The 14,727-nt window shown below is 59.9% G+C and carries 14 protein-coding genes and 2 pseudogenes; 4 read left to right on the forward strand and 12 right to left on the reverse strand.

What is annotated here, in order from left to right; translation table 11 throughout:
* Nucleotide 1: 1 nt before the first annotated feature.
* Complete coding sequence (locus NCT32_RS31565; RefSeq protein ID WP_250491135.1) at nt 2-1,327, forward strand: MFS transporter; 1,326 nt, start codon at nt 2-4, stop codon at nt 1,325-1,327.
* A gap of 2 nt (nt 1,328-1,329) precedes the next feature.
* Here NCT32_RS31565 and NCT32_RS31570 read toward each other — a convergent pair whose 3' ends face one another.
* Entirely contained in the window at nt 1,330-2,211 is an 882-nt protein-coding gene (locus NCT32_RS31570) for an amidohydrolase (protein ID WP_061121243.1), read from the reverse strand.
* 39 nt (nt 2,212-2,250) lie between these two features.
* Entirely contained in the window at nt 2,251-3,189 is a 939-nt protein-coding gene (locus NCT32_RS31575; protein WP_311768209.1) for a LysR family transcriptional regulator, read from the reverse strand.
* Nucleotides 3,190-3,293: 104 nt separating this feature from the next.
* Here NCT32_RS31575 and NCT32_RS31580 point away from each other — a divergent pair, with 104 nt between their 5' ends.
* Both NCT32_RS31580 and NCT32_RS31585 read left to right on the forward strand, forming a co-directional pair.
* Nucleotides 3,294-4,718, forward strand: coding sequence for an MmgE/PrpD family protein (locus NCT32_RS31580; RefSeq protein WP_061121275.1), 1,425 nt, complete (start codon nt 3,294-3,296; stop codon nt 4,716-4,718).
* Between the two features lie 36 nt (nt 4,719-4,754).
* Nucleotides 4,755-5,519 carry an SDR family NAD(P)-dependent oxidoreductase gene (locus tag NCT32_RS31585; RefSeq protein WP_061121242.1) on the forward strand — a complete coding sequence of 255 codons (765 nt, stop codon included), beginning with the start codon at nt 4,755-4,757 and terminating at the stop codon, nt 5,517-5,519.
* A gap of 90 nt (nt 5,520-5,609) precedes the next feature.
* Here NCT32_RS31585 and NCT32_RS31590 read toward each other — a convergent pair whose 3' ends face one another.
* From NCT32_RS31590 to paoA, 7 genes and pseudogenes are all read right to left on the reverse strand, one after another.
* Nucleotides 5,610-6,311, reverse strand: coding sequence for a carboxymuconolactone decarboxylase family protein (locus NCT32_RS31590; RefSeq protein WP_409241555.1), 702 nt, complete (start codon nt 6,309-6,311; stop codon nt 5,610-5,612).
* Between the two features lie 88 nt (nt 6,312-6,399).
* Nucleotides 6,400-6,797, reverse strand: a pseudogene (locus NCT32_RS31595) (cupin domain-containing protein).
* A gap of 83 nt (nt 6,798-6,880) precedes the next feature.
* Nucleotides 6,881-7,291: a cupin domain-containing protein gene (locus NCT32_RS31600; protein ID WP_061121240.1), complete on the reverse strand. Its 411-nt coding sequence runs from the start codon at nt 7,289-7,291 to the stop codon at nt 6,881-6,883.
* A gap of 51 nt (nt 7,292-7,342) precedes the next feature.
* Nucleotides 7,343-7,846 (reverse strand): cyclophilin-like fold protein, encoded by a 504-nt coding sequence (locus NCT32_RS31605; protein ID WP_250491138.1) that lies wholly within the window; start codon nt 7,844-7,846, stop codon nt 7,343-7,345.
* Nucleotides 7,843-10,041, reverse strand: a complete 2,199-nt coding sequence (gene paoC / locus NCT32_RS31610) for an aldehyde oxidoreductase molybdenum-binding subunit PaoC (RefSeq protein ID WP_061121238.1) — start codon at nt 10,039-10,041, stop codon at nt 7,843-7,845. The genes NCT32_RS31605 and paoC overlap by 4 nt, the downstream gene beginning before the upstream one ends.
* Nucleotides 10,038-10,997 carry a xanthine dehydrogenase family protein subunit M gene (locus tag NCT32_RS31615; protein WP_061121237.1) on the reverse strand — a complete coding sequence of 320 codons (960 nt, stop codon included), beginning with the start codon at nt 10,995-10,997 and terminating at the stop codon, nt 10,038-10,040. The genes paoC and NCT32_RS31615 overlap by 4 nt, the downstream gene beginning before the upstream one ends.
* The gene (paoA, locus tag NCT32_RS31620; RefSeq protein WP_284508599.1) at nt 10,994-11,746 is read right to left on the reverse strand and encodes an aldehyde dehydrogenase iron-sulfur subunit PaoA; all 753 of its coding nucleotides are present in this window, start codon (nt 11,744-11,746) and stop codon (nt 10,994-10,996) included. Before paoA ends, NCT32_RS31615 begins: the two co-directional genes overlap by 4 nt.
* Before the next feature lie 173 nt (nt 11,747-11,919).
* Here paoA and NCT32_RS31625 point away from each other — a divergent pair, with 173 nt between their 5' ends.
* Nucleotides 11,920-13,131: an MFS transporter gene (locus tag NCT32_RS31625; protein WP_061121235.1), complete on the forward strand. Its 1,212-nt coding sequence runs from the start codon at nt 11,920-11,922 to the stop codon at nt 13,129-13,131.
* A 25-nt stretch (nt 13,132-13,156) separates the two neighbouring features.
* On the opposite strand, the gene NCT32_RS31630 is transcribed toward NCT32_RS31625, so the two are convergent.
* The 3 genes and pseudogenes from NCT32_RS31630 to NCT32_RS31640 form a co-directional block, all read right to left on the reverse strand.
* On the reverse strand, nt 13,157-14,050 hold the full coding sequence (locus NCT32_RS31630) for a LysR family transcriptional regulator (protein ID WP_061121234.1): 894 nt from the start codon (nt 14,048-14,050) through the stop codon (nt 13,157-13,159).
* Nucleotides 14,051-14,299: 249 nt separating this feature from the next.
* Nucleotides 14,300-14,560 (reverse strand): annotated as a pseudogene (locus tag NCT32_RS31635) (MFS transporter); the annotation flags it as partial.
* A 37-nt stretch (nt 14,561-14,597) separates the two neighbouring features.
* Nucleotides 14,598-14,727 (reverse strand): DUF6429 family protein (locus NCT32_RS31640; protein ID WP_250491141.1); only part of this gene is annotated, 130 nt, incomplete at its 5' end.

Below are 14,727 nucleotides of genomic sequence, written 5' to 3' on the forward strand. Positions count from 1 at the left end.
GGTGACCAAGCAAAGCTCGATCCGGACCCTCTCGGCCGGTTCAATCGGCAACTTCGGCGAGATCTATGACTTCGCGGTGTTCGGATTCTCCGTTCCTATTCTGTCGGCTCATTTCTTTCCCGGCAGCGATCGCACCGCAGCGTTACTCAGTACGTTCGCCGTCTACGCCGTTGCGTTCTTCGCGCGGCCGCTCGGCGGGCTCTTGTTCGGCGTCTTGGCCGACAAGGTAGGGCGGGTAAGGGTCATGGCGATGACCGTCTGGTTGATGGCGCTCGGCACCGCCGTGATCGGGCTCTTGCCGACGTACGCGAGTATCGGCATTGCAGCGCCCGCGCTGCTGGTCTTTTGCCGCATTGCTCAGGGGCTTGCGCTCGGTGGTGAGACGACGGGCACGACCAGCTTCATTCTCGAATCGGCGCCAGACGACCGCAGAGGCGGCTGGATCGGCCTGACCTTGATCTTCTCGCATCTGCCAAATGCGTTGGTGGCAGGACTCTTGATCGGCCTTCAGTTCGCCGCCGGTGCAAGCGCGTATGCCGATTGGGTCTGGCGTGTTCCGTTTCTTGCGGGCGGGCTGATCGGCATCGTCGGCTTCTGGCTGCGGCGCAATCTCGATGAACCGGACGAGTACAAACAGGCGACACGCCGATCGGGTTCGAAGCATCCTCTTCGCACCGCGATTCGCGAGGGCGGCCTCAGGGGCATGCTGAACGTGGCGATGATTCAGCCGATACAGACCGTCGGATCCTACTTGCTGCTGGGATTCATGTACACGTTCCTGGTTCGGGTGGCGAAGCTCGACCCGACATCGGCGCTCATCACGAACGCGGTGGCCATCGTCGTCCTGTCGTTCATGATTCCGCTCGGCGGCGTATTGAGCGACCGGCTCGGGCGCAAGCGTATTCTGTCCTTCGGCGCCGCGTGGCTCGCGTTCGCGGCTTATCCGGGCGTGTACCTTGCCGCGAGCGGGACCGTCACGGGCGCGCTTGCCGGTCAGCTTTTGCTGGTAGTCGGGGTTGGGCTATATGGAGGTGCGTGCTTCGTTGCCGCGCCCGAATTCTTTCCGACTGCCTTTCGGGCCACCGGCCACGCGATCTCTTATCAGGCCGCAGTGGCGGTCTTCGGCGGAACGACGCCTTTTATCGGAACACTGTTGGTTCAGGCCTTCGGTTCACCGCTCGCGCCGGCTTATTACGTGACGTTGGTTGCCGTAGCTTGTCTCATCCTGGTTCAGTTCGTGCCGGAAACAAGAGGCGTGAGTCTGCGTACCGCTGCCAGTACGACGCCGAGCGAGGGCGCTTCGCGCGTCGCACATGACCTGAGATAAGGTTAGGACGGTTGATCGAGACGATAAGTCTTGATCGCGTTATTGCGAAAGATCTTGCGCCGGTCAGCGTGCGACAGGTGCTGCGTGGCGCGGTCGACGATATCAACCCATTGCCCGTAGCTTGCCGCGAGTTCCAGCACAGGCCAGTCTCCGCCGAAAAGCACCCGATCCACGCCGAAGCGGTCGATCGCGTGATCAATGAGGGGCAGCACCTGGTCCTCGCTCCATGTCGCATGATCGGCCTGCGTTAATAAACCGGAGAGTTTGCAGGCGACGTTGGGCAGCGACGATAGCTCCCTCAAACCCTCGCGCCACCGAGCGAGCCGATTCTCCTTCACCTCGGGCTTGCCCATGTGGTCCAGGACGAACGACACAGATGGGCATCTGCTCACCATCTCGATCGTATGCTCGAACTGATGCGGGTCGATGCAGATATCGAAGGAAAGATCGTACTTCGGCAATAGGTTGACGGCTTCGAGAAAGTCGCGCTGCAAGATGACCGTCGAGTCCGGCATGTTCTGAATAAGACGGCGTATGCCGCGAACCGCGTGCAAATCCGACAGACGCGCCATCTCCGGCTCCATGGACAAGCCCCTTTCCATCGGCAGGCAGGCGATGCACCCCATGATGCGCCCGTCATCGACGGACGCGGAGGCGATCCATTCGGCTTCATCGAGATAGAACGGCATGTCTACATCGGCTTCGACAAAGACAAAACCTTCAACGTGATGGGGCTTCGAAGCGCTCGCCAGATCGTCGGCCGTCCAGTCGCGGTCGAGCTTCGCGGCGCCGGTCGCCCACGACGAACCGCCCGACCACGAATAGCCGAAGCGCTTCCGGTCGAGCAAATGGATATGCGAGTCGATGATAGGGAAGTCGATCATTGTGGATAGTCCCTTGTAGCACGAACATGGACAACGCTTTCACAAGCCAAGGTGATCCTTTCCCGCGAGCCACGCAATCAAATGTTCACGGAAGCCCTCGGCGGCGGGAGACGCATCGCGAGTCGAGGAGTGGTAAAGGCAGACCTGACGCATGACTTCAGGCTGAACGATCTGGCGCATTACGAGGCCGAAGCGCCGCCCGAGCAGGCCGACGTAAGCGGGCGCGATCACAAGCCCGAGTCCTTCGGCTGCCATGCCGAAAGCCGTGCTAATGTTCTCGACGATCTCGACCGGCGTAATGCGATCATTCGCATCGTATTCGCCGTGCGTGAGCAAGATGGTGCGCTCATAGTCTCGCCCGGCGACGACCAGCGGATAGTGCCTCAATTCAGCCCATGAAATCTCCTCGCGTTCTGCCAACGGATGCCCGGCTGCGAACCACACTACCCACGCGCTCTTGAAGAGATCGAGCCGCGCGACACTATCGCTTACAGACTGATCCGGTCCGACGGCTAGGTCGACTGCGGCGCTCCTGACGCTATCGACTAGATTCTCTACTGACGTGTCCCGTATACGCACGAGCACCTTGGGTTGGGACCCTGCGTAAGCCTTGACCGCTGCTGGCAGAATCGTGCTCGCCAGAATAAGCGGCGCGGCCACACGAACAATGCCGGCTGCACGATTACGAATGTCGTCCGCCGCTGCCTGCGCGAGATCCATATGCGCGAGCACGCTTCGAGCCGAGCGATGAAACTCGCGGCCAGCGGGAGACAAGGAAACGCTGCGAGTCGTGCGATCGAAAAGCCGGAAGCCAATCGAGGACTCCAGTTCGCCGACGAGCTGACTGACGGCGGATGCAGACAGATTAAGACGCTCTCCGGCTTTGGAGAAGCTCCTGACATCGGCTACGGTCACGAACGCCGAGAGTTGTCGTGGCGTGAATCGAGGAAGGGACATGAACCGCGCGATGCATCGCATTATTAACTGTTTCTTAAGAATACCTCACGATTCATTGCTTGTTCATCGGTGTATCTCCTATCAGACTGATGCTCAGCCAGTTTGCGGAACCGAGAGACCATCACATGAACGAGCATAACCCTTCTGAACACGCTGATTCGCAATCTATCCAGCCTGTCGGCGATCTTTGCCATGTCTTCTCCAACCACGTTGCAGATACCCGGTTCGAAGACCTGTCGCAAGAAGCCGTCGAAGCGGCCAAGAAGTCCATTCTCGACATCATCGGTGTCACGCTCGCCGGCAGTGGCATGGAGCCTGCGGTACGCGGCGTCGCCGACGTTATCCTGGATGCAGGCGGGCGACCGGAAGCTTCCGTTCTCGGGTTCGGTGGTAAAGCGCCGGCGCAGTCGGCCGCGTTTGCTAACGGCGTCATGGCGCACTGCCTCGATTTCGACGATCAGACGCCCTGGGGCGCGCATCCCGACAGCTCCGTCGTTCCGGCTGTGCTTGCACTCGCCGAGCGCAAAGGACGGGTCTCCGGGCGAGATCTCATCACAAGCGTTGCGCTGGGACAAGACCTGTTCGTGCGTCTGCGCTGCAACGTTCAATGGCGACAGGACTGGAATCTCTCGTCTGTCGTCGGCGCATTCTCGGCTGCTTCGGCGGCGGCCTATGTCCAGGGGCTGAGTCGCGAGCAGATTGCGCATACGCTCGGCATTGCGAGCATGCAGTCGAGCGGGACGATGCAGGTCATCTTTGGCATCGGCAGCGATCTGCGCGGAATGTACGCCGGGTTCACGGCACAGGGGGCGGTGATGTCGGTGCTGCTCGCACAGAAGGGCATTACGGGAATCGCGGAACTGTTCGAGGGAAAGGCAGGCATCTTCAACGTCTACTTCGGCGGAAAGTACGACCGGGAAAAGATGGTCGACGGTCTGGGCAAGGCGTATCTCGGGGCCTCGATGTTGTACAAAGCGTGGCCGGCCGTCGGGAACGTGCACACATACATTCACGCCACCATCGATTTGATGAAAGAGCATCAACTGAAGGCGAGCGATATCGAGCAGATCAAGGTCTTCGTCGGAGATTTCCATCAACGCATGTGTTATCCGCTGGAGCAGCGACGCGCGCCCGCGACCCTCGTGGACGCGAAGTTCAGCCTTCCATTCTGCGTCGCGCTTGCAGCGGCGCGCGGACAAATCCGTATCGCTGATTTCAGCGCAGCAGCGTTGCGCGATTCGGAGGTGCTTGCAATCTCTCAGAAGGTCGTTCCGGTAGAAGACAGCAGCCTCGACTGGAAGGTAAAAATTCCGGACGGTCGCATGGAAATCGTGACCCGCGATGGGCGTCGCTTGGTACGGGTCGGCGACAACGTGCCGGGAAGCCCTGAAGCACCCATGTCATGGGACGCGCTCGCCACTAAATTTCGCGATTGCGCTTCGGTTGTGGCGAGGCCGCTTGCGACAGAGCGAATCGAGCAAGCGATCAACCTCGTGCGCAACCTCGAGTCGCTAGAGGATTCGACGCTGTTGTTCAACGCAGTCGTCTAATCGCAGGCTCATACATCAACAGGGAGACACAGCAGCATGAAGCGATTCGAAGGAAAGGCGGTGGTCGTGACGGGCGCTGCCAGCGGTATTGGAGCGGCGTGCGTGCGCCGGTTGTGGGAAGAGGGCGCGTCGGTGGCGCTGGCGGATCAGGATCAGGTCGGAATCGACAAGCTCGTCACCGAGTTGCACGACGACGCTCGCATCTTCGCCGCAAAGCTCGACGTGTCGGATGCAGAACAGGTGCGGCAGTTCATCGCTGGGGCGCAACAAAAGCTCGGGAACTTGCACGGTCTGATCAATTGCGCTGGCATCAAGGGTGTGGGCAACGTGCTGGATTGCGAGTCTGAGAACTGGAAGAACGTGATGTCGGTGAACCTCGACGGCACTTTCCTCATGTGCCAGGCGTTTGCCCGCGCGGTTCAACATGACAACACGTCACGCGCCATCGTGAACATTTCGTCTGGAGCGGGAATCATGGGTGTGCCGAACCGGCTGCCCTACGTGGCTTCAAAGTTCGCGGTCTCCGGCATTACGCGCACGATGGGCGCAGAGCTTGGGCCTTATGGAATTCGAGTAAACGCCATCGCGCCTGGCATGATACGCACGCCTTTCACGGCCTACATGTTCGACGATCCGGAGAAGGCCAAGCGTATCCGGGCCGCTCACGCGATAGGTCGCGAAGGTCAGCCCGAGGAAATTGCAGCGGTCGCCGCCTTTCTGTTGACCGATGACGCCAGTTTTATGACGGGCGCCATTGTCTCGGTCGATGGCGGTCAGACGGCGTGCATTCCTTCTGTCTAACGCATGGACCGCGTACAGAAAGGGCTTGGTCCGGAGCCCTCGACGCTCAGTGTATCTTCTTTACTTCGCACGATTACTGGTTTTGTTGCTTTATGCTGCGCGTTTCGAGAACACTTCCTTGAACACAGGCATCGCCGAGAACACGTTCGGCCATCCCGCGTAAAAGGCCAACTGGGTTAGTACCTCGGACGCTTCATCTTTCCTCAAGCCGTTGTCCATCGCGCGGTTCAGGTGGTACGGGATTTGAGCGACCTGACCATTGGCCACAAGTGCGCTTACCGTGACCAGGCTTCGATCGCGCGGCGCCAGCCCCGGTCGTAGCCAGAGGTCACGAAAGAGCGCGTCGGTCGTGTACTGAACGACTCCTGGCGCAACTGCACCGAAGTTCTCCTGGACCATCTGCGCGCGCTGGCTCTCAGCGGATTCGTTTATCGGTAGCAACGTCGCGTCGGCAGGATCAACGTCATTAGCCCGGATGCCGCGCTCATCAAAGATTTCCTTCACTGCGCTTGATGCGGCGGTGGCGTTGGCCCATCCTGAATAGAACGCGAGATGCGCGATCATTTCCGAGATCTCGGTCGGCTTTACGCCGTTGTCCAGCGCGAGCCTGAGCTGGAATGGCATTTCAACAGTCTGGCCACGAGCGATCATTACTGAAAGAGTGACGATGCTGCGGTCACGCGGGGAGAGATGCGGCCGCTTCCAAAGACCGTTAAGCAGGGTCTCAGTCGTGTATCGCTCGAAGGCCGGAGATACTGATTTCAAGTCCGCAAGGGACGGAGGTTGTTGCATCTTGTCAGTCCTTTTCATAGGCGCGCAGGCACAGACGAGGATGGAGGCGCTCACTGCCGCGATTAACGGCAGGAGCCGGCAGCAGCGGTCAGGGCTGACGGTATTGCTCCTCAGTGACCTGTTCGAACCAGTTGACATTCTTGTCATCGAGTGCCTCTTGAAGCGCTACATGCGTTACACCGTGGTCGACGTCGCGCCGTGCCAGTGTTTGACGCCAGCAGAAATCGACACAACGTCGCCAGCGACGATTTGCTGGCGTTCCTGCCCCCATTGCTGAACTCAGCCTCTCCCAGACGTAACGATGAGGGTCTGCCCTAGCGGATGCGTATGCCAAGCAGTGCGAGAGCCCGGCTCGAATGTAACCATGCCGCCTGACAGGCGAGAGGGCGCGTTCGACTGAAAGAGCGGGTCGATGCGAACTTGCCCCATGAAGCGCTGCGCTATGCCCTGTACAGAGGGTTTCGATCCGCTATGTGAAACCGTCACGCCCGCGGGATCAACGTCACTCGCTGATGCGGCCAGCGAAACCCACGCGAAGGCGGAGACAACGATGGCTTTCGGGAGGCCTTTCATTGCGCTTCGCCGCCGCCGAGATACTGCTCGTCCGTCACCTTGTCAAGCCAATCGACGTTCTTTCCGTCAAGCGCTTCCTGGATGGCGATATGGGTCATCGCGGTCGTCGATGTCGCGCCATGCCAGTGCTTGTGGCCGGGCGGGCACCAGATGACATCGCCCGCACGAATTTCGACACGCGGCTCGCCTTCGCATTGCGTCCAGCCGCATCCGGCTGTCACCAGGAGTGTCTGACCGAGCGGGTGCGTATGCCAAGCGGTACGCGCGCCGGGCTCGAAGGTCACACTCGCGCATGATACCCGGGCCGGCGGGGGAGGAGCATTAAGCGGATCGATCCGCACCGTGCCTGTGAACCATTCCTCTGGTCCTTTCATCGACGGCTGTGATCCAGCGCGTTTAAGTTGCAAGTTTCTCTCCCAAAAAGTCGGTTTACCGACAAAGAACGTTGCCTCAATTCCTCAATCGATTACTCGCTCGACGGTGGCGTTGAACGACGCCGCCTTTCGAAGCGCATCTAGCCCCGACACAATGTTTCCCAGATTGACGAGCGATTTCGAGTAGCCAAAGTCCTTGTAAAACAGCGCAAGATTGCCCCACGGCGCGTAGTAGGCGACGGTGCCTTCGGACGGATCAAAGCCGTCCGGTGCGTCTTGCGTCGCTAGCTTTCGCGGGGGATAGGCAATCTTCTCGGTGGCGTGATAGTCCTCGAAGTTGAGCGTCAAAGGCAATTGTGCGACAAGGTCGCGGCTGCTCGGATTGTCCTTCAGATCTGCGATGATCGTTTGGCCATCGAACTTGATCGATATTTTCATGACTCGCTCCTGAGGTCGGACCTTCGACGGGACGGCGGGCGGACGGCTTGATGGTTGCGCTGATGCCGAGCTAGACACCGCCGGCAGCGTGGAACACAACAAACAACAGATCGCGGCGATCGGTCGTCTCGCGCTGCGCGACGTACTCATGCGATTCCCATCAGAATTTTATCGAGCGTGATCGGATAATCGCGCACGCGTACACCGGTAGCGTTGTAAAGCGCATTGGCGATCGCTGCGCCCACGCCGCAAATGCCGAGTTCACCCACGCCTTTCGCCTTCATAGGCGAGGAGGTCGGGTCTGCTTCGTCAAGGAACACCACTTTCTGATGCGGAATGTCGGCATGGACCGGCACCTCATAAGCAGCTAAATCGTGATTGATGAACATGCCGTAGCGTTTGTCCACCACGAGGTCTTCCATGAGCGCTGCGCCTACCCCCATCGTCATCGCACCGATAACCTGACTTCTGGCGGCCTTGGGATTCAGAATTCTGCCCGCTGCACAAACGGCGAGCATGCGACGCACGCGAATCTCGGCGGTGGCCGCATCAACGCCGACTTCGACGAAGTGCGCACCGAAGGTCGATTGTTGAAAACGCTTTGCGAGATCGCCGTATTCCATGGTGCCTTCGACGACGATTTCGCCGGAAGATGCTGCTTCGGCAAGCCGCACATTGCGCCCGTCCGAACGCACGCGCTCGTCCGCGAAGACGACATCCGTACCGTGCATTTCAAGCCTGGTAGCAACTGCTTCACGGAGCTTCATGCAGGCAGCATAGACACCCGCCGTTGAGCTGTTCGCGCCCCACTGGCCGCCCGAGCCGGAAGAAACGGGAAACGTCGAGTCGCCGAGGCGTACAGAAATCTTGTCAAGCGGCAGTCCCATCATCTCAGCCGCCGTCTGCGCAATGATCGTGTACGTCCCGGTGCCGATGTCGGTCATGTCGGTTTCAACCGTCACGAACCCTCGACGATCAAGCCTTACTCGTGCACCGGACTTCATCGAAATATTGTTTCTGAACGCCGAGGCGGTGCCCATGCCAACCAGCCAGCGGCCGTCGCGTACTTGCCCTGGGCGGGCGTTACGCTTCTCCCAGCCAAACTTTTGGGCGCCCACCCGGAAGCACTCGATGAGTTGACGCTGCGAGAAGGGCCGTTCGGGCTGTTCCGGATCGACCTGGGTATCGTTGATATTGCGGAACTCGATCGGGTCGACCTTGAGTTGTTCCGCCAGCTCATCCATCGCGACTTCAAGGGCCATCAGGCCCGGCGCTTCGCCGGGTGCGCGCATCGCGTTGCCCTCAGGTAAATGCAGGGTAGCAAGACGCATCGCCGTCATGCGATTCGCCCCCGCATAAATGAGGCGCGTCTGGCCGACGGCGGTCTCGGGTTGCCCATTTGGTTGGTCACCGGACCAGCTTTCATGCGCTATAGCCGTGATTTTTCCGCTCTTGTCTGCACCGATGCGGATGCGCTGGATGGTCGCCGGTCGATGTGTCGTATTGTTAAACATGAGCGGGCGCGTGAGCGCGACCTTCACGGGGCGCCCCACGGCCTTTGCGCCAAGCGCGGCCAGCAGCGCGTCGCTGCGCACGAAGAGCTTGCCGCCAAATCCTCCGCCGATATAAGGCGAAATGAGGCGCACGTTCTTGCGGGGAATGCCGAGTGTCTTGGCGACGTCCCCTGCTCCCCACGCAATCATCTGGTTCGAAGTCCACAGCGTCAATTTGTCGCCGGTCCATACCGCGATAGACGCGTGCGGTTCCATCATCGCGTGGCTCTGATCGGGCGTGGTGTAAGTCGCATCAAGGCGCATTGGAGCCACGGAGAACGCGGTATCGAAATCGCCCGTGCGCGTCGCCGGTTCGCCCCAGTAACCGCTCCCAGCCATGCCAGCCGTGTCTTTCGCTGCGGCGAGATCGTAGCTTCCGCCCTCGGCGACATAGTCGATACGTATCTTCTGGGCCGCGTCGCGAGCCTGTTCGAAGGTGTTGGCCACGACCAATGCGATCGCCTGGTGATAGTGATCGATTTGCGGCCCACCTAGCAGCTTGACCGTGTTGAAGTCACCCTTTGTTAAAGTACCGGCGCTTTCGGCCGTGACGATTGCAACCACCCCAGGCGCCGCTTTCGCGGCTGCGAGGTTCATCGACTTGATGCGTCCGCGCGCGATGGCGGCGCCCACAACGAAACCATAGGCAGGATCGCGGGTTGAGTCGTGCCATTCGTATGCATAGGTCGCGGTGCCGGTCACCTTGTGACGTCCGTCGATGCGGTCCGTCGCATGACCGATGTGTTTTAGGCGGTCGATCGGATTATCGGTGGCGGGGGTATCGAACTTCATTGGCTCACCTCCTTCGCTTCGGTCAGTACCGCATCGAGCGTGCGCTCTGCCAGCGTTACCTTGTACGCGTTCTCGCGTGTCGGCTTGGCATCGGCCATGAGACGCGACATCACAGCGCGCGCGCCATTCGGAAGTTCTGCTTCAGCCGCTTCGATGCGCCAGGGCATCGGCGCCACGCCGCCGAGCGCAACGCGGCCCGTGCCATCTTTGCGCACGATCGCGGCGACCGATACCAGCGCAAATGCATACGACGCCCGGTCACGAACCTTGTGATAGATGTGCGTGCCGCCAATGGGCTTGGGCAGCGTGACACTCGTGATCAGCTCTGCGGGTTCCAGCGCGTTCTCCAGATGCGGCGTCTTGCCTGGAAGGCGGTAGAAATCGGCGATGGGTATGTTTCTCTCCGTGCCATCCGCGCGAACGGTGTTGATGGTCGCGTCAAACGCTCGCAATGCAACGGCCATGTCGCCTGGATAGGTGGCGATACAGGCATCACTGCCACCGATCACGGCCAAGGACCGGCTGCTTCCTTGTAGCGCCGGACAGCCGCTACCGGGCGCGCGCTTATTGCACGGGAGGTTGGTGTCGTAGAAGTAGGGGCAGCGCGTGCGTTGAAGCAAGTTGCCCGCGGTCGTCGCCTTGTTCCTGAGTTGACCCGACGCACCGGCAAGTAATGCCCGGGAAAGCAAGGGATAGTCGCGCCGCACAGTCTCATTCGCCGCGAGATCCGTGTTGCGCACGAGCGCGCCAACTTGCAGCCCATCGTCTGGCGTGGTCTCGATTCGATCGAAGCCAAGCCCATTGATATCGATGAGATGAACCGGCGTCTCGATCTGCAGCTTCATCAGATCGAGCAGATTCGTGCCTCCGGCGACGAACTTCGCACCCGGTGTCTGCTGGGCGGCAGTTGCGGCGGCGGCGGGCGTCGATGGGCGCTCGTAGGTAAACGGTTTCATGCCTGGCCTCCCGCGACTTCGGTCATCGCCTCGGCGATGTTGGAGTAGGCCCCGCAGCGACAGATGTTGCCGCTCATGCGTTCGCGCATTTCCATGTTGGTCGGACGAGGCGGAGCCAGCAGGTCCGTACTGACGTGGCTGGGGACACCGGCCTTGATCTCATCGAGCACCGCGACGGCGGAGCAGATCTGCCCGGGCGTACAGTAGCCGCACTGAAAGCCGTCGTGCTTGACGAACGCCGCCTGCATGGGATGCAGGTTCGCCGGTGTGCCGAGGCCTTCAATGGTGACGACGTGGCTGCCCTGATGCATCACTGCAAGTGTCAAACACGAGTTGATGCGCCGTCCGTCGACGATCACGGTGCAGGCGCCGCATTGCCCATGATCGCAGCCCTTCTTGGTGCCGGTCAGATGCAAATGTTCACGCAGCGCATCGAGCAACGTCGTGCGGGTGTCCAGCGACAGTTCGCGCGGCACGCCGTTTACATGCAGCATGACCTTCGATGCCGATACTACGGTGGCGGCACTCGCCGGGGGTGCTTCGGCGGACATGCTGGAAATCGACAGCGAACCGCTGGCGATTGTGGCAGCGCCCATTCCTGCGAGTTTTAGAAGACTTCGCCGAGTGATGTTCAGATTGTCTTCCGCGGCGTTGCAATTTGCGGCGACGCCGTCGTCGTCAACGTGCTGGCTACTAACGTTCATGTATTTCGCTCCTGGAAACGCGCGCACGGCGGCGAGCGTGCTCAATCCTCCAACTATAAGGGCGCTAAGCCGGCCGATTCATGATCCGTATTCATAAGCCCGATGAGTCTTCGGGGATTAATCCCATTGACAGCCTGCTGTAAATTAGCGCCTTGGTCGAGCCTTTTGCTTCGCAAAGGCGCCGCTCTCACCGCATCTAAGCATTAATTTTCTTTACAATGACCCGATCCACCCTATCGAACAAACAGGTATGGGGCGCTGTGCTTTCCATGTCGCTCTGTGCCTTCGCCCTCGTCGCATCAGAGTTCTTGCCCGTCAGCCTTCTGACGCCCATCGCACATGAGCTTTCCCTAAGCGAAGGGCAGGCGGGGCAGGCGATTTCTGTGTCGGGATTTTTTGCGGTTCTGACGAGCCTTTCTGTGTCATCGTTGACGCGGCGTCTTGACCGAAAGAAGGTGATTCTCACGCTGACGGCGCTGATGGTAGCCTCGGGCATTCTCGTGTCCGTGGCGCCCACTTACACTGTCTTGATGCTCGGGCGCGCACTCCTCGGTGTCTCCATAGGCGGATGCTGGTCGATGTCCACCGCCGTGATGATGCGCATTGCACCCGAGGCTTTCGTGCCGCGTGCGATCGCAGTAGTACAGGGCGGCAGTGCGCTCGCGACGGCAGTCGCCGCGCCCGCCGGAAGTTTCCTTGGCTCGATCATTGGATGGCGAGGTGCCTTTTTCTGTGTCGTGCCGCTTGCCGCCATTGCGCTTATCTGGCAAGCGCTCACCTTACCGAAACTACCCGCGCAGCGCCAAGCGCAGACTAGGCGCGGCGTACTTCAAATAATCAGCGACCGTCAGGTCTTATGCGGGGTCGGCGCTGTCGCTCTGTTGTTTATGGGGCAATTCTCGCTGTTCACCTACTTGCGTCCCTTTCTTGAGACGGTGACGAAGGTGGACGTGTCAATTCTGTCTTTCATGCTGCTCGTGATCGGCGCCGCAGGGTTGGGCGGCACAGTTTTCGTCGGCTCGATAATCAAACGGAATCTGCATGGCGTGTTGATCACGATTCCCTTGCTTATGAGCGGCATTGCCGTCGCGCTAATGTTTTTTGGCGAATCGGTTGCGACGACCGCGGTATTGCTGGCCGCATGGGGTTTGATCGCTACCTCAGCACCCGTCGGTTGGTTCACGTGGCTATCTGAAACGCTCCCCGGCGATGCAGAAGCCGGCGGGGGCCTGATGGTGGCGGTTATCCAGCTTGCTATCACGCTCGGCGCGACGCTCGGCGGCCTGCTTTACGACAGCAGCGGATATCGCGCGACGTTTGGTCTCTCAGCCGGGCTGCTTCTCGCCGGTGCGGTGCTGGCGGCGGTCGCATCGCGCGTTCGATGCGAAAACGTAGGTAGGGCGGGGTCACGCGTTGCGGGGCAAGCTTAGCTAGCCCCAAGCCAGTAGCCCGACTTTACAGCGGCTGTTTCAACGCTTCCAAGACGACAGAGAATGCTTTTGAACTCTGACGTCGGCTCGGGTAATAGGCGTGAAGGCCCGGAAACGCCGGGCACCAGTCGCGCATCACCGGCCGCAATTCACCGCTCTGGATGTGCGGTAGCACGGCGTCCTCGGGAACAAACGCCAAACCGTAGCCGTCGATCGCGGCCCGGATCATTTGCGGTTGCGAGTTGAAAATGGTCTGTCCACTCACGCGGGTTTGAACCGAACGCTTTCCTTTCTGAAGTTCCCAGGCATAAAGACCTTTGGTCGTCGTCAGGCGCAGCGCGATGCAGTCGTGCTTGAGCAGGTCTTCTGGCGAGCGTGGCAAGTGCCGGCGTTCGAAATACGCAGGCGAGCCGACGATGGACATACGAATGTCCGCGCTGATGCGCACGGCGATCATATCTTTGGCAACCTGATCGCCAAACCGTATGCCCATGTCGTATCGGTCCTCCACGATGTCGACGAGCCCATAGTCGACTGTCATTTCCACCTGTATTTCCGGATAGTCGCGCAGCACCCGGCGCACCTTCGGCCAAACGATGGCGTCGATCGCATGATCAGTGGCGGTGATGCGAACGATGCCTGCAGGTCTTTCCCTTGACTCTGACAAGGCCAACAGTTTGGCATCGATTTCCTCGACCCGCGGTGCGGCGGTTCGAAAGAGGTCCTCTCCGGCTTCGGTCATCGACACACTGCGTGTCGTCCGGGTGAGCAAGCGAATGCCCAGCCGCGATTCAAGATCACGAATCGTATGGCTCAGTGCGGATTGGGAGACGCCAAGCTTCGCGGCAGCACGTGTAAAGCTGCGCTCCCGCGCGACTGCGAGAAAGACGAGGATGTCGTTGAAGTTTTCACGTGCCATTGCGCCAGGCGCCCGCTGTAGTCGAATTTCAACTCGCGCACCGAATTCTTCGTGCGCGAACCTGCTGCTCCGCGCCCCAGACTCATGAGGCGGGGTCATGACACAAGCGGTGCTTCGCCACTTTAATCAGACACGGTCATGAATGTAAAGCGCTTCAACGAATTGCGCATTCATTGTGGCGAAACCTAGGCAATGTTTAAGGGTAACCATCTGATGCGAAAGTTGTTAGCGACAGTCTGCGACGTCCAATCATGCAATTACGTGATGTCGACGTTGAAGATGAATGGCCACGGCCGCGGCGCAGCCAACTATCACGGCGCTGGCCAGGAACACTGAACGCAGGCCGGCGTGTCCGCCGACCCATCCAAGGAAGGGGCTGCCCAGAGCCATCGCCACATCTAGAAAGGCCGTATAGAGACCCATCGCCATGCCGCGATTGTTGGGCGCTATCGTGCGAACTGCTTCAACGCCTAGCCCGGGGTAGACGAGCGAATAGCCGACGCCCGAAAGGGCGGCACCTAGTGTGCTGAGTTAGAAGTTCGTTGAATCAAGTTTTTGGTCGCTCAGGAATGACGAAGTGTTGGTTAAAGAGCCGCTCGCACTCGCGCAGTCCTTCTTCGGTAAAGGTCACAGATTTCGTCTTGTTGACCGGGTCTTCGATGAGCCCCCGTTCGTAG

It is taken from the genome of Caballeronia sp. INML2 (assembly GCF_023631365.1).
Classification (GTDB): domain Bacteria; phylum Pseudomonadota; class Gammaproteobacteria; order Burkholderiales; family Burkholderiaceae; genus Caballeronia; species Caballeronia turbans.

Coding starts and splice junctions, on each gene's coding strand:
- NCT32_RS31570 (WP_061121243.1), bottom strand. CDS start 2,211: ATGATCGACTTCCCTATCATCGACTCGCATATCCATTTGCTCGACCGG.
- NCT32_RS31575 (WP_311768209.1), bottom strand. CDS start 3,189: ATGCGATGCATCGCGCGGTTCATGTCCCTTCCTCGATTCACGCCACGA.
- NCT32_RS31580 (WP_061121275.1), top strand. CDS start 3,294: ATGAACGAGCATAACCCTTCTGAACACGCTGATTCGCAATCTATCCAG.
- NCT32_RS31585 (WP_061121242.1), top strand. CDS start 4,755: ATGAAGCGATTCGAAGGAAAGGCGGTGGTCGTGACGGGCGCTGCCAGC.
- NCT32_RS31590 (WP_409241555.1), bottom strand. CDS start 6,311: ATGCAACAACCTCCGTCCCTTGCGGACTTGAAATCAGTATCTCCGGCC.
- NCT32_RS31605 (WP_250491138.1), bottom strand. CDS start 7,846: ATGAGTACGTCGCGCAGCGCGAGACGACCGATCGCCGCGATCTGTTGT.
- paoC (WP_061121238.1), bottom strand. CDS start 10,041: ATGAAGTTCGATACCCCCGCCACCGATAATCCGATCGACCGCCTAAAA.
- NCT32_RS31615 (WP_061121237.1), bottom strand. CDS start 10,997: ATGAAACCGTTTACCTACGAGCGCCCATCGACGCCCGCCGCCGCCGCA.
- NCT32_RS31625 (WP_061121235.1), top strand. CDS start 11,920: ATGACCCGATCCACCCTATCGAACAAACAGGTATGGGGCGCTGTGCTT.
- NCT32_RS31630 (WP_061121234.1), bottom strand. CDS start 14,050: ATGGCACGTGAAAACTTCAACGACATCCTCGTCTTTCTCGCAGTCGCG.